At 62.9% G+C, this 18,112-nt stretch carries 18 protein-coding genes and 2 pseudogenes; 7 read left to right on the top strand and 13 right to left on the bottom strand.

Annotated elements, in window-relative coordinates; genetic code table 11:
* Position 1 precedes the first annotated feature (1 nt).
* From NKJ40_RS11745 to NKJ40_RS11720, 6 genes are all read right to left on the bottom strand, one after another.
* The gene (locus tag NKJ40_RS11745) at positions 2 to 862 is read right to left on the bottom strand and encodes an ABC transporter permease (protein ID WP_352466237.1); all 861 of its coding nucleotides are present in this window, start codon (positions 860 to 862) and stop codon (positions 2 to 4) included.
* 66 nt (positions 863 to 928) lie between these two features.
* Entirely contained in the window at positions 929 to 1,948 is a 1,020-nt protein-coding gene (locus NKJ40_RS11740) for an ABC transporter substrate-binding protein (RefSeq protein ID WP_352466236.1), read from the bottom strand.
* An 83-nt stretch (positions 1,949 to 2,031) separates the two neighbouring features.
* Entirely contained in the window at positions 2,032 to 3,507 is a 1,476-nt protein-coding gene (locus NKJ40_RS11735; protein WP_352466235.1) for an aldehyde dehydrogenase, read from the bottom strand.
* Entirely contained in the window at positions 3,504 to 4,574 is a 1,071-nt protein-coding gene (locus NKJ40_RS11730; protein ID WP_352466234.1) for an LLM class flavin-dependent oxidoreductase, read from the bottom strand. Before NKJ40_RS11730 ends, NKJ40_RS11735 begins: the two co-directional genes overlap by 4 nt.
* A gap of 5 nt (positions 4,575 to 4,579) precedes the next feature.
* Positions 4,580 to 6,379 carry an alpha/beta fold hydrolase gene (locus NKJ40_RS11725; RefSeq protein WP_352466233.1) on the bottom strand — a complete coding sequence of 600 codons (1,800 nt, stop codon included), beginning with the start codon at positions 6,377 to 6,379 and terminating at the stop codon, positions 4,580 to 4,582.
* Entirely contained in the window at positions 6,372 to 6,959 is a 588-nt protein-coding gene (locus NKJ40_RS11720; RefSeq protein ID WP_352466232.1) for an amino acid synthesis family protein, read from the bottom strand. The genes NKJ40_RS11725 and NKJ40_RS11720 overlap by 8 nt, the downstream gene beginning before the upstream one ends.
* Before the next feature lie 139 nt (positions 6,960 to 7,098).
* Between NKJ40_RS11720 and NKJ40_RS11715 the strand changes: the two genes are divergently transcribed.
* Both NKJ40_RS11715 and dusA read left to right on the top strand, forming a co-directional pair.
* Positions 7,099 to 7,770, top strand: coding sequence for a GntR family transcriptional regulator (locus NKJ40_RS11715; protein ID WP_352466231.1), 672 nt, complete (start codon positions 7,099 to 7,101; stop codon positions 7,768 to 7,770).
* Positions 7,771 to 7,971: 201 nt separating this feature from the next.
* Positions 7,972 to 8,964 carry a tRNA dihydrouridine(20/20a) synthase DusA gene (gene dusA / locus NKJ40_RS11710; protein ID WP_352466230.1) on the top strand — a complete coding sequence of 331 codons (993 nt, stop codon included), beginning with the start codon at positions 7,972 to 7,974 and terminating at the stop codon, positions 8,962 to 8,964.
* An 8-nt stretch (positions 8,965 to 8,972) separates the two neighbouring features.
* Here the strand turns inward: dusA and NKJ40_RS11705 are convergent, their stop codons facing one another.
* Positions 8,973 to 9,677, bottom strand: coding sequence for a TIGR02281 family clan AA aspartic protease (locus NKJ40_RS11705; protein WP_352466229.1), 705 nt, complete (start codon positions 9,675 to 9,677; stop codon positions 8,973 to 8,975).
* A 13-nt stretch (positions 9,678 to 9,690) separates the two neighbouring features.
* On the bottom strand, positions 9,691 to 9,924 hold the full coding sequence (locus NKJ40_RS11700) for a DUF1289 domain-containing protein (RefSeq protein WP_031193575.1): 234 nt from the start codon (positions 9,922 to 9,924) through the stop codon (positions 9,691 to 9,693).
* A gap of 197 nt (positions 9,925 to 10,121) precedes the next feature.
* Here NKJ40_RS11700 and NKJ40_RS11695 point away from each other — a divergent pair, with 197 nt between their 5' ends.
* Complete coding sequence (locus tag NKJ40_RS11695; protein ID WP_352466275.1) at positions 10,122 to 11,120, top strand: nicotinate-nucleotide--dimethylbenzimidazole phosphoribosyltransferase; 999 nt, start codon at positions 10,122 to 10,124, stop codon at positions 11,118 to 11,120.
* A 4-nt stretch (positions 11,121 to 11,124) separates the two neighbouring features.
* On the opposite strand, the gene NKJ40_RS11690 is transcribed toward NKJ40_RS11695, so the two are convergent.
* On the bottom strand, positions 11,125 to 12,639 hold the full coding sequence (locus NKJ40_RS11690) for a sensor histidine kinase (RefSeq protein ID WP_352466228.1): 1,515 nt from the start codon (positions 12,637 to 12,639) through the stop codon (positions 11,125 to 11,127).
* Between the two features lie 75 nt (positions 12,640 to 12,714).
* Here NKJ40_RS11690 and NKJ40_RS11685 point away from each other — a divergent pair, with 75 nt between their 5' ends.
* From NKJ40_RS11685 to NKJ40_RS11670, 4 genes and pseudogenes are all read left to right on the top strand, one after another.
* A complete protein-coding gene (locus NKJ40_RS11685) occupies positions 12,715 to 13,338 on the top strand; it encodes a thermonuclease family protein (protein ID WP_352466227.1) in 624 nt (207 codons plus the stop codon).
* Positions 13,339 to 13,379: 41 nt separating this feature from the next.
* Complete coding sequence (locus NKJ40_RS11680; protein ID WP_352466226.1) at positions 13,380 to 13,991, top strand: glutathione S-transferase; 612 nt, start codon at positions 13,380 to 13,382, stop codon at positions 13,989 to 13,991.
* Positions 13,931 to 14,622 (top strand): annotated as a pseudogene (locus NKJ40_RS11675) (uracil-DNA glycosylase family protein). Before NKJ40_RS11680 ends, NKJ40_RS11675 begins: the two are co-directional and overlap by 61 nt.
* A 202-nt stretch (positions 14,623 to 14,824) precedes the next feature.
* On the top strand, positions 14,825 to 15,316 hold the full coding sequence (locus NKJ40_RS11670) for an Lrp/AsnC family transcriptional regulator (RefSeq protein WP_006333679.1): 492 nt from the start codon (positions 14,825 to 14,827) through the stop codon (positions 15,314 to 15,316).
* A gap of 11 nt (positions 15,317 to 15,327) precedes the next feature.
* Here NKJ40_RS11670 and NKJ40_RS11665 read toward each other — a convergent pair whose 3' ends face one another.
* The 4 genes and pseudogenes from NKJ40_RS11665 to NKJ40_RS11650 all read right to left on the bottom strand — a co-directional run.
* The gene (locus NKJ40_RS11665) at positions 15,328 to 15,900 is read right to left on the bottom strand and encodes a DUF3299 domain-containing protein (protein ID WP_352466225.1); all 573 of its coding nucleotides are present in this window, start codon (positions 15,898 to 15,900) and stop codon (positions 15,328 to 15,330) included.
* A 69-nt stretch (positions 15,901 to 15,969) separates the two neighbouring features.
* Entirely contained in the window at positions 15,970 to 16,551 is a 582-nt protein-coding gene (locus NKJ40_RS11660) for a GNAT family N-acetyltransferase (protein WP_352466224.1), read from the bottom strand.
* Positions 16,511 to 17,215, bottom strand: coding sequence for a DNA alkylation repair protein (locus NKJ40_RS11655; protein WP_352466223.1), 705 nt, complete (start codon positions 17,213 to 17,215; stop codon positions 16,511 to 16,513). Before NKJ40_RS11655 ends, NKJ40_RS11660 begins: the two co-directional genes overlap by 41 nt.
* Before the next feature lie 9 nt (positions 17,216 to 17,224).
* A pseudogene (locus NKJ40_RS11650) lies at positions 17,225 to 18,112 on the bottom strand (NAD(P)-dependent oxidoreductase); the annotation flags it as partial.

Raw genomic sequence — 18,112 nt, 5'->3', positions numbered from 1 at the left:
CTCAGATGCCTCCGCTCATGCGCCTGGCACCGACAAGGCGCAGCTGCAGCGCGTAGAGAACCATGGTGACGACAAGCAGGATGAAGGCTGCGGCGCTGCCGAGCCCCCAGTTAAGCAGCGACTGGACCATCTGCGCGATCATTTCGGCAAGCATCATGTTCGACGTGCCGCCGAGCAGTGCCGGCGTGACGAAGTAGCCGAGCGACATGACGAAGACCATCAGGCCACCGGCGGCGACGCCGGGCAGCGACAGCGGCAGGAGGATGCGGCGGAACGCCTGGAAAGGGCTTGCGCCGCACAGCGACGCCGCACGCAGCGTCATCGGATCAATCGCCCGCAGCGTGCCGACCAGCGGCAGGATCATGAAGGGCAGCATGATATAGACCATTCCGATGGTGACGCCGGTGAGATTGTTGATGAGCGGCAGCGGCTGGTGGATGACGCCGATGGTCATCAGCGTCCGGTTGATGACGCCGGTACGCTGCAGGAGCACCATCCAGGCATAGGTGCGGGCCAGCAGGTTCGTCCACATCGACAGAATGATGATGCCGAAGATGATCGAGGCCAGTCCCGAAGGCATGATCGCCAGCATCCAGGCGACCGGAAAGGCGACAAGGACCGTGACGATGGTGACCAACGCCGCGACCAGGAATGTGTTGAAGAACACCCGCGCATAGGTGCCGTCACCAAGCAGGGCAGCATAGTTCTGCAAGCCTGGCTCGGGCTCCGTGACACTGCGCAAAAGCAGCGCCAGCACGGGGACGACGAAGAACAGCATAATCAGAATCAGGGCCGGCAGCAGGCCATTGAGACCTGCCGGCACCCGCACCGTTCCAAAGTTCCGGCGTGTTTCAACCGACATGACAGCGACCCGGCTACGGGACGAGACGGCGCGAACCGTCTCGTCCATTGCGGTTCAAGGGCGGGCTTATTTCGCCTGCCAGGCGTACCAGCGCGCGGCGATGGTGTCGCGATTGGCGGCCCAGTAGTTCATGTCGAGATTGATCTGTCCGTCGACATGAGCGTCCGGCAGCGATTTCACGGCATCGGCTGGCATCTCTGCCTTGGCCTTGGTGTTGATCGGCGCATAACCGCTGGCTTCGGCAAATTTGGCCTGGCCAGCGGGGCCGCTCGCCGCGGCGAGGAATTTCATCGCCGTATCCTTGTTCTTGGCACCCTTCGGTACCACCAGAACGTCGGCTGCGGTCAGGTTCTGGTTCCAGGAGACACCGACATCGGCGCCATCCTTGTCCAGTGCGAAGACGCGGCCGTTCCACAGCTGGCCGAACGTTGCTTCGCCGGATGCGATCAATTGCTGCGACTCCGCCCCGCCGCCCCACCAGACGATGTCCGACTTGATGGTGTCGAGTTTCTTGAAGGCGCGATCGAGATCCAGCGGATAGAGCTTGTCCGCCGGAACACCATCGGCCAGCAGCGCGATCTCGATGACACCGGGCGCCGACCATTTGTAGAAGGTCCGCTTGCCCGGGAACTTCGTCAGGTCGAACATGTCGGCCCAGCCGGCCGGTTCACCCGAAACGGCGCCCTTGTTCCAGGCGAGCACGAAGGAATAGTAGAAACTGCCGACGGCGTGATCGGTGGTGAAGCGCGGATCGAGGTCGGCCTTCGGCACGGTCTTGAAGTCGATCGGCTCGAGCAGACCGTCCTTGGCCGCCTTGATGGCGAAATCCATCTCGACGTCGACGACGTCCCAGTTGACACTGCCGCTGTCGACCATCGCCTTCAGCTTGCCGTAGTCGGTCGGGCCGTCCTGCATGACCTTGATGCCGGATGCGGCCGTGAACGGCTCGGCCCAGGATTTGGTCTGCGCTTCCTGGGTCGTCCCGCCCCAGCTGGTGAACACCATGTCCTCGGCCTTCGCGGCCGTCGTTGCCAGAACTGTCGTTGCAATAAATCCGGCAAGGATGCCGGTGATGATCAGATTCATGTCGTTCTCCTCTGTTGTTTTCGTTGTTGTCTGTTCGCGATCGGTCGTTTTCGCCTTGATCGCGCATCTCCGGCCAGCGGCGGCTACCGCATGACAAAAGGATCGGGAATCGGGTCGTCGGAGGTGCGTATCCACACCGATTTCGAACGCGTGTAGTCGCGGATCGCATCGAGGCCGCCCTCGCGGCCGAGCCCGGATTGGCCGTAGCCGCCAAACGGAACCAGCGGCGAGACCGCTCGGTAGGTGTTGATCCAGACCACGCCGGCATGGATGCCGCGCGCCATGCGGTGGGCTTTTGCCAGATTGGTGGTGAACACGCCGGACGCCAGACCGAACTTCGTGTCGTTGGCGAGCGAAAGCGCTTCCGCTTCGCTGTCGAAGGCTAGCACACAGAGCACCGGGCCAAAGAGCTCTTCGCGCACGCAGGCAAGGGCCTGATCAGGCGCGTCGATAATCGTCGGCGCGTAGTAGAAGCCATCCGCCATGCCCGTGGGGCGGATGCCGCCGGTGACCAGCCGCCCGCCGGCGGCCAGGCTTTCAGCAACGATCTTCTCTATCCATTCGCGCTGGCGCGAGGTGGCGAGCGGTCCCATTTCGGTCGTGGGATCCTGCGGATCGCCAATCCTGATTGCCTCGGCCTTGCGCTTGAGCCGGGCGAGGAATTCGTCCTTCACGGAGCGCTGGACCAGCAGCCGCGAGCCGGCGACGCAGCTCTGGCCGGTGGCAGCGAAGATGCCGGCAACGACCGCGTTGGCGGCGCTGTCCAGATCGGCATCGGCGAACACCACGACCGGGCTTTTGCCGCCGAGCTCGAGCGTCGTGAAGGCGAGGTTTTCCGCCGTATTCCTGACGATCTGCCGAGCGGTCGAGGGACCGCCGGTGAAGGCGACGCGGGCGACGAGCGGATGACTGGTCAGCCGGTGACCGCAATCGTGGCCGAAGCCGGTCAGGATGTTGACGGTCCCGGCGGGAAATCCCGCCTCATGGACGAGTTCGGCGAAGGCCAGCAACGGGGCAGGGCCGTCTTCCGATGCTTTCAGAACGATGGTGCAGCCGGCCGCCAGCGCCGGCCCGAGCTTGACGGCGGACAGGAAGAGCTGCGAATTCCACGGCACAATGGCGGCGACCACTCCGATCGGTTCGGGCCGGATGGTTACTTCCATGTCGGCCTTATCGATGGGGACGAATGAGCCCTCGTGCTTGTCGGCCAACCCGCCATAATAGCGGTAGTAGTCGCCGACATAGGCGATCTGGGCGCGGGTCTCGCGGATGATCTTGCCGGTGTCGCGCGTCTCGAGTTCAGCCAGCCGGTCGGCATTGGCGACCACCAGATCGCCGAGCCGCACCAGAAGCTTGCCGCGTGCCGTTGCCGTCATGGCTGCCCACGGGGCGGAGCGCAGCGCCCGGTGAGCGGCTTCGACGGCGCGGTCGACATCATCCGACGATGCAGCGGGCATCGTCGTCCATGGCGCGCCAGTCGAGGGATCGATGCTGTCGAAGGTCGCCGCCACTTCGACGAAGCTGCCGTCTATATAGTTCCTGAATTGAGTGGTGCTCATCGCAATCCAGCTTTCGGTCCAGCTTTCGGCCCGGAAAAGGCCGGCATCACCCTGTCGATGAAGAGCTGCAGCGATTTCTTCTTGCGCTGATGGGAAAGGCCGCTGTCGATCCAGATCGAATACTGATCGTAGCCGAGCGCTTCGTAGGCCTTCAGCCTGGCGATCACCTCGTCGGCTTCGCCAATGACGAGGTTCTGCCTGATCTTGTCTGGCGCATACTGCGGCAACGCCACGATCTCGTCCTCGGTCAGCGCTTCCATTATGCCCTGACGCACCGGCTTCTTGTTCTGGAACCAGGCGCCGAACTGGCAGTAGAACTGCGACAGATCCTGCGCGAGCCGGTCAGCCTCCGCGGCGTCCTCGGCAACGAAAGTATGCATCAGCAGCATGATCTCCGGCCTTGATACGTCGGGGTGGACATTGCACGCCGCGTTGAAACGCTCCATCAGGCTGGCCACTTCGCCATCGCCGGAGGCAAGCGGCGTCACCTGGACGTTGCATTTGCTGGAAACCGCAAAGTCGTGCGAGTTCGGATCGCGTGCGGCCACCCAGATCGGCGGATAAGGCTTTTGCAACGGTTTGGGCGACGAGGTGGTTGAAGGAAACGACCAGAACTCGCCGGCGAGTTCGAAATCGCCATCCCACAGGCCGCGAATCGCCGGCACCATCTCGCGCATACGCTGGCCGGCACCCCAGGCCTCGAGGCCTGGGAAAAGCCGCTGGTATTCGTAAGCGTAGGCGCCGCGCGCAATGCCGATGTCTAGACGGCCGCCGGTGATGACGTCGGCCATCGCCGCTTCGCCGGCAAGCTTGATCGGGTGCCAGAACGGCGCGACGATGGTTCCTGTTCCGAGCCGGATGCGCCTGGTTTTGGCGGCGAGCCAGGCGATGTTGATGAACGGGTTCGGCGAGATAGTGAATTCCATCCCGTGATGCTCGCCGATCCAGGCAGTCTCGAATCCTGCCTCTTCGGCCTGCAGAACCAGCTCCTCCAGCTCGCCGACAAGCTCGGAATGCGGCTTGGCCGGATCCGATCGCTCCATGTGCACGAAAAGCGAAAACTTCATCGGTTTCACCCGCGGCCGGAAAGAGGAATTTGAGAAGGCGAGGGCTTGGCGAGCGGCCGGACTTCGCCTTCGACCTCGTTGCCGACATAGACGCCGAATGCATCTTCCGTACGTTCGCGCGCATAGCGGGCAAGCATCGAACGCACTGCGGGATCGGCGATCTTCAGATCGGCGATCTGCTCGATGTCGACAAGCCGCATCTGGCGATCGTCGGAATAGGGGCCCTCGACCGTTCCGCGATAATAAACATGCGTGCGCCAAGGTTCGGCGGCATCGTCCCACACCGCGAACAGGAAGCCGAGCTGGGCCTCTATAGCTCTGGCGGCAAGGCGCCCCTTGAGACTACGCGCATCGTTCGGCGTGCCCAGTCCGCGCCCCGCAGGCAATTCATGAAATCCGTCGGCCGTTTCGACGAACAGCACACGGCCATCGTTCTCGAGAATGGTGCCGACCTCCGTATCGGGGGGAGCTGCCGCCAGCGCCTCCTGGCTGAGGCCGGGCGTGACGTAGGTGCCTCTGCAATAACCGAGGGGCTGGGCGCCGTTGTGGCTGAAGTCGCGGACGCGGCCGATGAGGATCGAGTGATCGCCAGCATCGACCAGCTGCTCCATGCCGCAATCGAACACCGCAACGCAGCCGTCAATCAGCGGATTGCCGGTGCGGCCCGGTTGCCAGGCCACGGCCGCGAACTTGTCCGCTGCTTTGGAAGCGAAGATGCCGGAATGGGCCTTCTGGCGCTCCGATAGGATGTTGATGGCGAAACCTCTCGATGTCGAAAAAGCACTGTGTCCCAGCGCCCTCTTGGCGATGCAGACAAGCACCAGCGGCGGCTCGAGCGAGACCGAGGTGAACGAATTGGCGGTGAAGCCGCGCGGTTCGCCTTCCGCTCCGATCGTTGTGACGATGGTGACACCGGTCAGGAAGGAGCCGAGCGCGCGCCGGAATTCGCCGCTGTCAAAGACGGTATCCGTCTCCGGCTTCACGCCAGCGTCTCCTGCCGTGTCGAGAAATTCCATGATGTGTTTGGTCACTTTTTCAGGAGAAGCCATTGCCATCATGTGCCTTTCTCCATTGAGCACGAGGCATTGGCCGTGCGGCGCTAGCCTCGCCATCGCCGCCGACATGGCCGGGGTCGAATTGCTGTCTTGCGACCCGGTTAAGAACAGGGCCGGCGCGGCAAGACCGGGGAGAGCATCGGCGTGCTCGGCATCGGCATGGGCAAAGAGGCGATAGGTGCGCGCGTAGCCTTCGGGGTCGACTCTTTCAAGGGCGGCGCGCGCGGTGGTGGCCGCCCCGATAAGGTTCGCCGGCAGCGGGTCGCCGAACCAGCGGGCAAGCGTAGCCGCAATGGCGAAAGGGTTGCCATGGGGGCCGAGCGCGGCCGCACGTTCGCGTACGGCCTGCGCCAAGGCCGTGGGGCGGCGGAATACCGCATTGAGACAGACGATGGAGCGAACGCGCGAAGGGGTGCGAAGGGCGATCTCCAGAGCGACCAGCGCGCCCATCGAATGGCCGACGATCGACACCGATGCCAGGCCAAGATGGTCGAGCAAGCGAACCGCCTGATCGGCGAAATCCGACAGGCTGGCTTCTTCCGGCGGCAGCGGTGAAACGCCGTGGCCGAGCATGTCGATGGCGATCAGGTCATGATGGTCTTTCATCGCCGCGATCTGATCGTGCCAGATCGCGGCGTTCATGCCGACACCGTGAATGAGCAGAACCGGCGCGCCGGAGCCGGCGCGGATGAAGCCGGTGCCGTCCGGAGCCGTGTCCCGGACCCATGCGGTGGCAGCGACGTCAGCCATGCAGGTCTCCGACCTCCTTGAGGTCCTGATAGCGGTCGCCGATACGATGGTGCGGGCGGCCGCCAATCGAAGCGCCAAGCGCCACCACCAGCTCGTCGGGCGCGGGCGCGTCGCCGATTTGGAAATGTACGGTCAGATAGTGGGAGCGGCGGCCTTCGTCGTTCTTGTCCATCAGCGGGATCATGATCGGGGTGTTCGGTCCTCCGCGCAGATTGGTGAAGGCGAGATAGGTCTTGGCGCCAACGGCGCGACGGTAATGGTTGCCGAAATGCAGCGTATGGATCAGCGCCGATGCATGCTCGATCTCGCCCGCCGTGCCGCAGACCGCGGCCTTGCCATAACCTTCTATTGCCTCGCCGGAACCGGCAACGGCGATAATCTCGCTGGTCAGCAGTTCGCCGAGGACGGGAGCAATGACGCGGATCTCCGGCGACAGGTCGTCGGTGAAACCGCGGCCCGCCCAAGGGTTTGTCAGCACGGCGGCGACGCCGATCAGGCGCAACGGTTTTGGGGCTTCCTTGCCGCCCTCGATTAACGTGTTCTCGATGTAGGTGACGATCTTTCGAATGGCTGGTTTCATGAAAGTCCTCGGTCGCCACGGCGCTGTGCGGCGCCGAAATCTTTACACCATCTTATGGTATACCATAATATGGAGCACCAGAAGCCTTGTCAATCGGCTATGGAATCTGTTTTGTGGCCGGATCGAATAGGGAGAGAAAATGTCAGGCGATACGCTGCGGATCGACCGCTCTGCCAAGACGCTGAGGACGCTGGCGCTGGAGCGCATGCGTGAAGCGATCATGGGCTTCCATTTCCAGCCTGGTGAAAGGCTGGTCGAGCGGCCGCTATGCGATCAGCTCGGGGTGAGCCGTTCCGTCGTGCGCGAGGTGCTGCGGCAGCTCGAGGCGGAAGGCCTGGTGCAGATGGTCCCCGGCCATGGGCCCGCCGTGGCCAAGCCGGACCTCGGCCGCACCGACGAAATCTATGAATTGCGGGCGCTGCTCGAGGGCATCGCGGCGCGGGCTTGCGCCCTAACGGCCACGGACGCGCAGATCGCTTTGCTCGATGCCGCCTTGACGAACCTGCTTGAGGCGTGGGCGTCCGGTGCGCCTGTCGAGGTGATGCGGGCAACGACCAAGTTCTACGAAACGCTGTTCGAGGCGGCCGACAAGCGCATTGCCTGGGAAATCGTGACGGGGCTGAATGTCCGCATCAACCAGCTCCGCTCAATGACGATCGCGTCGGAGAACCGCCGCGAGCCGGCGATCGCCGAAATGACCGAAATCATGGATGCAATCCGGTCGCGCAAACCGGACGAGGCGGAGGCGGCGGCGCGGCGGCACGTCGAATCCGCGTGGCAGATCGCCCGCAACACGCTTCGCCTTGGCTGACTGGTATGCCGCCAACGCGGTTCATCGTTCCATGGCAGGCGTCTAATTGGTGCGTGCAGCGAGGTGTGTGACGTGACCAAATTGCTTTCAGTTGCGGCGGCAAAATCGTATATCGGGTCAGCTAGGTGTGCATCTCTTTGCCAAATTGCTCTGTCATTCGAAACGGAGTATCGGACGGACTGAGACAGAGAAAATAGTAAAATGAATATGCTACGCCACAGACTTGCGGTGGCGCCGATGATGGATTGGACGGACCGGCACTGCCGGTTCTTCCATCGCCAGCTGATGCGTGAGGCGCTGCTCTACACCGAGATGGTGGTGGCCGATGCGGTCATCCACGGCGCACGCGAGCGGCTGCTCGGCTTCGACGACAACGAACATCCGGTGGCTCTGCAGCTCGGCGGCGCCGATCCTGGAAAGCTGGCCGAGGCGGCGCGCATCGGCGAAGCCTTCGGCTATGATGAAATCAACCTCAATGTCGGCTGCCCGTCCGACCGCGTCCAGTCGGGCACCTTCGGCGCCTGCCTGATGAAGGCGCCCGTGCTCGTCGCGGATTGCGTCGCGGCGATGAAGGCGGCGGTGAAAATACCGGTTACCGTCAAATGCCGCATCGGCGTCGATGAGCAGGATCCGGAACCGGCACTCGATTCGTTGGCCGACGGTGTTTTCGCGGCCGGCGCAGACGCGCTGTGGGTGCACGCCCGCAAGGCCTGGCTGGAAGGACTGAGCCCAAAGGAAAATCGCGACGTCCCGCCGCTCGACTATGGCCGCGTCTATCGGCTGAAAGCCAGAAAACAAAACAAATTCATCGGCATCAATGGCGGCATTCAATCTCTTGCAGAGGCGCTGACGCATCTCGACCATGTCGATGGCGCCATGCTCGGCCGCGCCGCCTATCACACGCCAGGGATACTGACCGGCATCGATGCCGCGTTTTGCGGCAGCACAGCTGAGCCGTTCGATTTTGCCGCACTGATCGATGCGATGGCGGACTACGCGGCATGCCATATCGAGCAGGGCGGCCGGCTGGGGCATGTCACCCGGCACATGGTCGGGCTGTTTCACGGCCTGCCCGGTGCGCGCCGCTACCGGCAGATCCTCTCCACCGAGGCGACAAAGCCGGGTGCTGGACCGGAGGTGCTCAAGACGGCTTTCGCAGAGGTCGATTTCGGCAGGACCGCAGAGGCGGCCTGAGGAAAAATTTAATCCCGCAAAATCATGCGGTCACCCCGTACGTCGAAACCCGATAGCGAGCCGATGAAATTCATGCCGAGCAGGCTCTGGCCGAGCGTGCCGGGTGCGGCGATCATGATGGGCATGTCCTTGCGCACGATGCCGCCGATCGACAGTTCATCGGTTCTTACGGCGGCGGCGCGTGTCATGCCGTTGGCGGTAGAGATCGGTATGGTGAAGCGGAGAGCCGCCGAATTGAACCCGACCGCCAGCGCGTCCTCGGCGGTCAGCACGGTGCTGGTCGCGCCGGTATCGACAACCGTCAGGATCGGCGTGCCGTTGATCGTGACGCGCGCTTCGAAATGGCCGCTGCCGGCCTTGTCCAGGGTGACGGTGGCATGGCCTCCTTCCACGCCCAGCGCCAGCGGACTGCCGGGAACAAGGCCAGCGGTGATGCGGCTGGCGAAATCCTGCAACTCATAGCGGTACTGATAGCCGGCGATCAGCGCCAGCACGATGGCACCCCAGGCGCCGAGGCTGCGGGCCATGGTGCCCAACGGCCTGCCCGATCTGAGCAGGCCGGCGCCGACGAGCGCCGCTAAAGCGCCAAGCCAGATCAGCTGGCTGAAATCGTAATTCTCAACGCCGAATGTGCTGCCGGCGGAATCGTTGAGCATGAGCAGGAGTACACCCGCCCCGATCGCGACGATCAGAATCCACAACAGTCGGTTCATCTCTGCGGCCGGTTCACGAGAGGGCGTCGCGTTCGCGTGCCATGCGGCTGCGACGGGTTTCCCGGCGGGGGCGTCGCTCGACCGTTTCCAGCCTTGCCGGCAGCTCGGCCATGACGCTGCGGCGCGTTTGTGGGGTCATGTCGATCCAGGCGGCGATTTCCTCGCGCGTGCGCCCGCAACCGAAACAGAAGCCGGTTTTCATGTCGATCGAGCAGACCAGGATGCACGGAGATTCAATGGCCGTCATAAGGATTTCCTTGGCTAGCCTCCACATGGTGCAACGACAAAGTCAATGCAAGCCCTCCGGGATGCGCCGCCAACGGGTGCTTTCGCGTCAATACCGCCAAGTTGTACCGGGCCTGGAGGTTGTGCCGGCTTGAGGTTGTGCCGGCTGGCCAAGGCGGCTATGCCGCTCACCAATTCACACGGACGATCGCCATCGACATGACCAGCGCGCTGCCTTTCGACGATTTTCGCGACCTCCTGGTGAGCCTGCCGCCGGCAGATATGGCGGCCAACACCCGCGTGCGCCAGCTGTTTGCCAAGGCAGACAAACCCAAAGGCTCGCTCGGCCGCATTGAGGACATCGCCGCCTGGCTCGCCGGCTGGAGCGGTCGCGCGCCGCCGGCGGTGACGCGACCACTGGTGGCGATCTTTGCCGGCAATCATGGCGTCACCCGCTACGGCATTTCGCCGCGCCCCGCCGCCGCCACGGCAAATGCAGTCGAGCTCTGCGCCGCCGGCGGTGCAGCGATCAACCAGATCTGCATAGCCAACGATCTCGGCTTGAAGGTGTTCGATCTGGCTCTGCACATTCCGACAGCCGACATCACCGAGGATGCGGCACTAGACGAGCGCGGTTGCGCCGCCACCATGGCCTTCGGCATGGAAGCGATTGCCGGCGGCACCGACCTGCTTTGCCTTGGCGACCTCGGCGTCGGCAATTCGACTGTTGCCGCGGCGCTTTGCACGGCACTGTTCGGCGGCACCGGCGCCGACTGGATCGGCCCCGGATCGGGGGCCGACGCGGCAATGCAGAGGCGCAAGGCGGAGGTGGTCGATGCCGCGATCGCGTTTCACGGCGCGAGCCTTAAGGACCCGCTGGAAGCGCTGCGCCGGGTCGGCGGACGGGAATTCGCAGCGATCTGCGGCGCCATTCTGGCGGCGCGGATGCAGAAGATCCCGGTGCTGCTCGATGGGTTTGCGGTAACTGCGGCCGCTCGTGTCCTGCATACCGCCAACCCAGCCGCGCTCGATCATTGTCTCCTCGCAAGTCTGTCGCCGGAGCCTGGTCATGCCAAGGCCGCCGAGCGCCTCGGCCTTCGCCCGCTGCTCGATCTGGGCGTCAGTCAAGGCGAGGGGGTAGGGGCGGCTCTTGCCGCCGGCCTGGTCAAGGCGGCCGCGCTGACCAGCTCCGGCATGGCAGCCGCGGTCCGCGGTTAAGCACTCAGCGCCGGCGCGAAGCAACCGCCTTGGTCGGCAGCGCCGGCAGTTCCTCCATCACCCGGCTCAGCGGGAAGATGGCGATCGCCTCGGTGCCTTCGCGCAGCCTGGAATGGAGCTGGAATTCGCCACCATGCATGGCCAGCAGGCCTTGCACGATCGGCAGGCCAAGCCCGGTGCCCTGTTCGGCGCTCTTGATGGCGATCGAGCCCTGGCCGAAGGCCGAGAGCACGATCGGAATCTCGTCTTCCGGTATGCCCGGCCCATTGTCCTTGACGGAGAGATATTGCCCGCCGCCCGCCGTCCAGCCGACGCGCACGCGGATTTCGCCGCCGGTCGCGGTGAACTTGATGGCATTGGACAACAGGTTGAGCGCAATCTGCCGCACCGCGCGTTCGTCGGCGAACAGGCGCGGCAAGGCGTTTTCGAAATCCTGGACGATGCGGATGTCCTTGTTGCGCGCCTTCAGCTCCATCATGTGGCAGCAATCCTCGACGACGGAGAGCAGCATCATCGGCTCCTCATTGAGCTGGTAGCGGCCCGCTTCGATGCGCGACAAGTCGAGAATTTCGTTGATCAGGTCGAGCAGATGCTGTCCGGAGTCATGCACGTCACGGGCATAGTCGCGATAGGTCGGGTTGCTCATCGGGCCGAGCACCTCGTTGGCCATCACTTCGGAAAAGCCGAGAATGGCGTTGAGCGGCGTGCGCAGTTCGTGGCTCATCGAGGCCAGGAAACGCGATTTCGCCAGATTGGCGTCTTCCGCCCGCCGCCGTGCCTCGTCCGACATCGATTTCGCCGTCTCCAGTTCGGCGATCAGCGCATCCTTTTCGGAGCGGAACGAAAGCAGCATCAGCGAGGAACGGTTGAGCTGGCGCGCCACATAGGCGAAGAAAGGCAGCGACACGATCAGCAAACCGGCCATGATCACTTCGATCGGCATCCATAATTTCGCACTGGCATAGGCATAGATGGCGACCGGGAGGGCGAAGGTCGCCAACAGCGCACCGCGCAGGGACGATGCCAGGATCGCGGTTGCCGACATGGCGAGCAGCAGCACCACCGCCTTGGCGACCTGGAACTGATCGATTTGGCAAGTTTCGCAGCCGAGCCATGCGAACCAGGCCCAGCCAAGCCCGCAAAGAAAATGGCCGATCAGGAAATCCCTATGCGTCTCCAGCGGGTTGAGCTCGGACGCTTGAGTGACGCGTCTCGCCATGAATGCAACGATGGTATAGCAGATGAATGTGAACAGCGCCCAGACGCCGATCTCCTTGCCGACGCCCGCGAGCAAGCCTGCCGCGGCCGTTGCCAGAACGAGCAGCGGGATGACGATCACCCCGCCGGTCATCGAAAGCGCGTGGAGCTTCAACAGCTCGCGGTCGAAGTCGGGATTTCCGGCTTGCTGCGAAAGACGGTCGCGCGTCTTGCGGACCGCGCGCGCGACATCGCTGTTGCGATGGCGTTTCCTGCGGTCCACAATAAACTTGTCCGCCGTGGTCGAGCGTTGCAGGGGCATGAAGTCTTCAATTTACGCGGGCAGCAATTTCAAATCGTTAAGCTACGTTCGAATGATTAACCAACGGTTTGCCATATGAGCCGTTCGTGGTCGCGATGGCCGCGCCAGCGATACTATGCGCCGCGTCCGCGAAGCCTGTGGCGCAGGCTGATGGACTATGGGCTGACACTCATCGTGCTCGGCCTGCTGATCCTCCTGGCGGCGCGCCTCGACCGGGTGGAGACGCGCAAGACGGAGGGCGCGGCTATTGTCAACGACGGCGATAGCATCACCCTCGGCAGCGAGCGCATCCGCATGCGTGGCATCGACGCCCCGGAATATTCGCAGATCTGCCGCAAGGACGGTGCCGATTATCCCTGCGGCAAGCTCGCGCGGCAGTCCCTGGTGCGGTTGATAGCCGGAAAAGCCGTCTCCTGCAGCGGCTGGCAGCGCGACCGCTACGGCAGGCTGCTCGGCGACTGCAAAGTCGGCGGCAAGGATCTCAACCGCGCGCAGGTCGAGGCCGGCTGGGCGGTCGCCTTTGGCGATTTCGAGACCGAGGAAGCTGCTGCGCGCGCGGGCAAGGCCGGCATCTGGGCCGGAACTTTCGACGAGCCGAAGAACTGGCGCGAGAGCCACGGCCACGAGCTGGTCGAAAGAAAGCACGGCACCTTGGCGTCGATCGGCGATGCCTTGCGCGAAATTTTTCGCTTCTGGTGAGCTGTGCCTATAGTTCGTCGGGGCGGACGAGGAGGATAGAGATGAAGCTGTTCGACGGCGGGCGTGCGCCCAATCCACGTCGGGTTCGGATTTTTCTGGCCGAAAAGGGACTTCAGGTTCCGCTGGTGCCCGTCGACATGGGCGCGCTAGAGCACAAAGAGCAGCCGGTCAGCTCGCGCAATCCGCTGAAGCGTCTGCCGGTGCTCGAGCTCGACGATGGCACCATCATCACCGAATCCGTCGCAATCTGTCGTTACTTCGAGGAGCTGCACCCCGAGCCGGCTTTGTTCGGGCGTGGCGCGCTCGGCAAGGCGATCGTCGAGATGTGGCAAAGACGTGTGGAGTTCAATCTGTTCGGCTGCGTCGCCGCGGCGTTCCGGCATATCCACCCCGCAATGAGGGAATGGGAGATCCCGCAAATCCCCGAATGGGGTGAGGCCAACAAGCCGAAGGCGATCGAATTCCTGAGATTTCTGGACACTGAGCTCGCCGGCAGGGAATTCGTCGCCGGTGATGCCTATTCGATCGCCGACATCACCGGGCTGGTCGCCATCGACTTCATGAAGCCGGCTCGCATCAAGGTACCCGAAGAGTGCACCAACGTGCTGCGCTGGTATCGAGAAATCTCCAGCCGGCCGAGTGCCGCCGCCTGACAATGAGTTCCGAATGAGCGAAGAGCTGGAAGCCCTGGCGGCGAGGGTACGCGCCTGCCGCATCTGCATCGACAAGCCAGCCGGCAGGCCGTTGCCGCACCAGCCGCGTCCGGTGCTCAGGCCATCTTCGAGCGCCCGCATCCTGATCGCCAGCCAGGCGCCGGGCACCAAGGTCCACGTGTCAGGCATGCCGTTCACCGACGCCTCCGGCGACCGGCTGCGAAGCTGGCTGGGCGTCGGCAGCGAGGAATTCTATGACACGGACAAGTTTGCCATCGTGCCGATGGGCTTTTGCTTTCCAGGTCAGGACGCCAAGGGCGCCGACCTGCCGCCGCGCCGCGAATGTGCGCCGGCATGGCGCGCGTCGCTGATGGCGCTGATGCGGCAAGTCGATCTGGTGCTGACGATCGGCATCTACGCGCAAAGCTGGCATATGGGCGCGGCGCGCCGTCCCTCGCTGACGGAAACGGTCATGGATTGGCGTGCCATCTGGGCGGCGGCGAGCGACCCGAAAGTCCTGCCGCTGCCGCACCCGTCCTGGCGCAACACTGGTTGGCTGAAGCGCAATCCATGGTTTGAAATGGATTTGCTGCCCTTTCTGAGATCGGAAATCCGCTATCGCCTCGGCTAGGCATTCAGCAAGAAATCACTCGCTTTTGCGCTATTCAACAGAATTTCTTTCTTGTAATAGGCTTGAGCAAGAGGGAATATGGTAATCCATTCCTCGAAGCGCGTCGCGCATGAGGGGACGCGCGTTAAATTCTTGTTTTTATGCATGTCGTTGTGCCAAGGCCGCTGCGCACTTTGGACGACTTGCATCAGGGGAGCACCCAATGGACCGCCTCGATAGAAAAATCCTCCGCCTCCTTCAGGAGGATGCGACGCTTGCAGTCGCCGACGTCGCCAAGAAGGTGGGCCTGTCGACGACGCCGTGCTGGCGGCGCATCCAGAAGCTCGAGGAAGAGGGCGTCATCAAGCGGCGTGTCGCCATCCTCGATCATGAAAAGGTCAATGTGCGGGTCACCGTGTTCGTCTCGATCCGCACCAATTCGCACAGCCATGAATGGCTGCGGCGCTTTTCGGAAGTTATCCAGGAATTTCCCGAAGTGGTCGAATTCTACCGCATGAGCGGCGACGTCGACTATCTCTTGCGCGTCGTGGTGCCCGACATCGCCGCCTACGACGCCTTCTACAAGCGGCTGATCGCCAAGATCGAGATCCGCGACGTGTCGTCTTCCTTCGCCATGGAGCAGATCAAATACACGACCGAGATGCCGCTGGATTACATGGTGCTCGACAAGGAGTCTGGCGCCAACGCTGCCTGAGATTCTTCTGCTTAGTTCTTCTTTTTGTTGAGGAAAGTCCAGGGCGAGTTGACCGGCAGCGTGATCGTGTCCGGCACGGTGTCGACGTCGACCACCTCGGCCTTGCGCACAGTGTAGCCCGACTGGATGACGCTTACACCGTCAAGGATAAAAAGCTGACTCTTCTCCATGCCGGGCTGCAATGCGCCGGTTACCGAAACCGGCTGGTAGGCCTCAGACATCCGGTAGGGTTGGGCAGGCGTAACGAGGACGATCTGGTTGGGCGGCGGCGTCGGCATATGGCTGCAGGCTCCCGTCCAGGGCACCAGCAGGAATTGATAGACGAGATCGCCGTCGCGATCGACCGGCAGTGCATAGCCCGCGAGTTGTACGGTCTTGTCCTGCAAGTTGAGTGACAGCGTCTCGCCATGATCCGGCATTTCGGCCGCGATCATCGGCAGCCCGACGCTTTCGGCGGCTGCCTGGCTCGCCGGGCGCAGATCCTTCCAGAAAATATGCATCGTCCCGGCGCAAGCGTTGCCTGCGACAACAGACGCGAACACTGCGGCTGCAAGCGTCGCGCCTGACTTGAGACGGTTTTTCATTCCTGCTCCACTTGCTGAGCCTTGATCTGCGGCCTATGCCAGCAAGTAAAGCTGCCACTGTCGCCAAGGTCAACGTTCAAGCCGCATCACATGCCGGCGCGAGCCGGTCATGCCGATCTCGCGAAAGCCGCGGGCGGCGAACATGTCCCGAAAACCCATAAAACTGTAGCTCGGCGACGCCTGGTCGACTGGATAAGCCTCAATCGTCGTGGCGTCTTTGGCAAAGGCGTGATCGATGGCTACATCAAGCAATGCGCTCGCCAGCCCGCCGCCGCGCAACGCTCTCGGCACAAAGAAGCAGACGATCGACCAGATGCCCATCTCGCGGTCGTCCTGCTGCGGTGACAGCCTGCGGTAGGTCTCGCGCGGCGCGACCGAGCACCAGCCGACGGTCCGGCCATCGATCTGGGCGACAATGCCGACCGGCGTGCCGGCGTCGATCATCGCCATCATCGCGCGTTTCTTCTCGTCGTTCTCGACATGCTCGCGGCGGCCGAGATTGCGCCAAGCCATACACCAGCAGTATTTCGGCCCGCCGGGTTGCTCGAACAGGTTTTCGAAATCGGCGCGCGTCGATTGCGTCACCTCCGTGAAGCGCACTTCGCTCAGGTCAAGCTTTTCTGGCGGCGAGCCGTTCGAGCGTCTTGGCATCAGAAAGTTCCTTCACGGCGTCCTTGCCGATCCAGCGCGCAGTCTTGTCCGTCGAGGCTGCCAGTTTTTGCGCCAGGGCAAGGGCAGGGCCGTGCAAATTCATCGATCGCTTGCCGATCGAACGAAGCGCCCAGTTCACAGCCTTCTTCACAAAGTTGCGGCCGTCGGTCGCATGCGCTTCGATGATCGACAGAAATTCGAGGAAGGTCGTCTCGGGTTCCTTCTTCCGGTGAACCACCGACCAAGCCATCATCGCAAAAGCCGTGCGTCGAACGAATTCCCGTTCGTCGACCGCGAATTCGGCGATCAATTCCCTCCAGCAATCCGTATCGACAAAGAGATCGGAGACCCCGTCGACGATATCCCACGAGTCGAAAGTCGCCGCCCATCGTCTTGCATCCGCGGCGGAGAACCGCTCCGGATCGGCTGTCACGGAAGCGATGAACTGCGCCTCCATGATGCCTGTCTGCCAAAGCTCGAAGGCACGCTCATGGTTGCGCTTGATTTTCTTGGCAATCTGCCGCTGCACGCCATGCGAGATACCGAGCGCACGTTCGATCTTTATGCCGTAGCGCAGCATGCCAAGTCGATTTTCCTCCGAGGCGATCGAGCGCAGATGAGCGACGATTTCGTCGGCGCTGGATTGAGGCGAAAGCTCGGCCACGGTGAAATCCTATCTCTCCAGCCGCGCCAGCAGCGAGGACGTGTCCCAGCGCTTGCCGCCCATCGCCTGCACGTCCTTGTAGAACTGGTCGACAAGTGCCGTCACCGGCAGTTTGGCGCCGTTGCGGTCGGCCTCGGCGAGGCAGATGCCAAGATCCTTGCGCATCCAGTCGATGGCGAAGCCGAAATCATATTTGCCGGCATTCATTGTCTTGTGGCGGTTCTCCATCTGCCAGGAACCAGCGGCGCCCTTGGAAATCACCTCGATGACCTTTTCGATGTCGAGCCCGGCCTGCTTGCCGAAATGGATACCTTCGGCCAGTCCCTGAACGAGGCCGGCGATGCAGATCTGGTTGATCATCTTGGTGAGCTGGCCAGCCCCTGCCGGTCCCATCAACCCGACCATGCGGGCATAAGCATCTATGACCGGCTTGGCCCTGTCGAAGGCGTCTGGCTCGCCGCCGACCATCACGGTCAGAACGCCGTTCTCGGCGCCTGCCTGACCGCCGGAAACGGGGGCGTCGAGAAACGAAAACCCGAGCGCTTGCGCCTGCTGCGCCAGTTCGCGCGCGACCTCGGCCGATGCGGTGGTATTATCGATGAAGATGGCGCCTTTCTTCACTGAATTGAAGGCGCCTCCGGTGCCGGTCGTTACCGAGCGCAGATCGTCGTCATTGCCGACGCAGGAAAAAACGAAGTCCTTGCCCTCGGCCGCCTCCGCTGGCGTCGCTGCGAAGCTGCCACCATGCTGGGCAACCCACTGCTCGGCCTTGGCCCTGGTACGGTTGTAGACGGTGACGTCGTGACCACCCTTGTTCTTGAGATGCCCGGCCATCGGATAACCCATGACGCCAAGACCGAGAAATGCCACCGAAGCCATGTTTTCGAATCCCTTAAA

Origin of the sequence: Mesorhizobium sp. M0119 (assembly GCF_040322615.1) — a bacterium.
In the GTDB taxonomy this organism is placed as follows: Bacteria; Pseudomonadota; Alphaproteobacteria; order Rhizobiales; family Rhizobiaceae; genus Mesorhizobium.
Note: the sequence above shows the minus strand (reverse complement) of the source record. Positions and strands in the feature narration are given on the sequence as shown.

Excerpts from the sequence above, each read along its gene's own strand:
- NKJ40_RS11695 (WP_352466275.1), top strand. The coding sequence starts at position 10,122 with ATGACCAGCGCGCTGCCTTTCGACGATTTTCGCGACCTCCTGGTGAGC.
- NKJ40_RS11745 (WP_352466237.1), bottom strand. The coding sequence starts at position 862 with ATGTCGGTTGAAACACGCCGGAACTTTGGAACGGTGCGGGTGCCGGCA.
- NKJ40_RS11700 (WP_031193575.1), bottom strand. The coding sequence starts at position 9,924 with ATGACGGCCATTGAATCTCCGTGCATCCTGGTCTGCTCGATCGACATG.
- NKJ40_RS11685 (WP_352466227.1), top strand. The coding sequence starts at position 12,715 with ATGAGCCGTTCGTGGTCGCGATGGCCGCGCCAGCGATACTATGCGCCG.
- NKJ40_RS11705 (WP_352466229.1), bottom strand. The coding sequence starts at position 9,677 with ATGAACCGACTGTTGTGGATTCTGATCGTCGCGATCGGGGCGGGTGTA.
- NKJ40_RS11690 (WP_352466228.1), bottom strand. The coding sequence starts at position 12,639 with ATGCCCCTGCAACGCTCGACCACGGCGGACAAGTTTATTGTGGACCGC.
- NKJ40_RS11735 (WP_352466235.1), bottom strand. The coding sequence starts at position 3,507 with ATGAGCACCACTCAATTCAGGAACTATATAGACGGCAGCTTCGTCGAA.
- NKJ40_RS11665 (WP_352466225.1), bottom strand. The coding sequence starts at position 15,900 with ATGAAAAACCGTCTCAAGTCAGGCGCGACGCTTGCAGCCGCAGTGTTC.
- NKJ40_RS11730 (WP_352466234.1), bottom strand. The coding sequence starts at position 4,574 with ATGAAGTTTTCGCTTTTCGTGCACATGGAGCGATCGGATCCGGCCAAG.
- NKJ40_RS11660 (WP_352466224.1), bottom strand. The coding sequence starts at position 16,551 with ATGCCAAGACGCTCGAACGGCTCGCCGCCAGAAAAGCTTGACCTGAGC.
- dusA (WP_352466230.1), top strand. The coding sequence starts at position 7,972 with ATGAATATGCTACGCCACAGACTTGCGGTGGCGCCGATGATGGATTGG.
- NKJ40_RS11670 (WP_006333679.1), top strand. The coding sequence starts at position 14,825 with ATGGACCGCCTCGATAGAAAAATCCTCCGCCTCCTTCAGGAGGATGCG.
- NKJ40_RS11720 (WP_352466232.1), bottom strand. The coding sequence starts at position 6,959 with ATGAAACCAGCCATTCGAAAGATCGTCACCTACATCGAGAACACGTTA.
- NKJ40_RS11715 (WP_352466231.1), top strand. The coding sequence starts at position 7,099 with ATGTCAGGCGATACGCTGCGGATCGACCGCTCTGCCAAGACGCTGAGG.
- NKJ40_RS11680 (WP_352466226.1), top strand. The coding sequence starts at position 13,380 with ATGAAGCTGTTCGACGGCGGGCGTGCGCCCAATCCACGTCGGGTTCGG.
- NKJ40_RS11725 (WP_352466233.1), bottom strand. The coding sequence starts at position 6,379 with ATGGCTGACGTCGCTGCCACCGCATGGGTCCGGGACACGGCTCCGGAC.
- NKJ40_RS11740 (WP_352466236.1), bottom strand. The coding sequence starts at position 1,948 with ATGAATCTGATCATCACCGGCATCCTTGCCGGATTTATTGCAACGACA.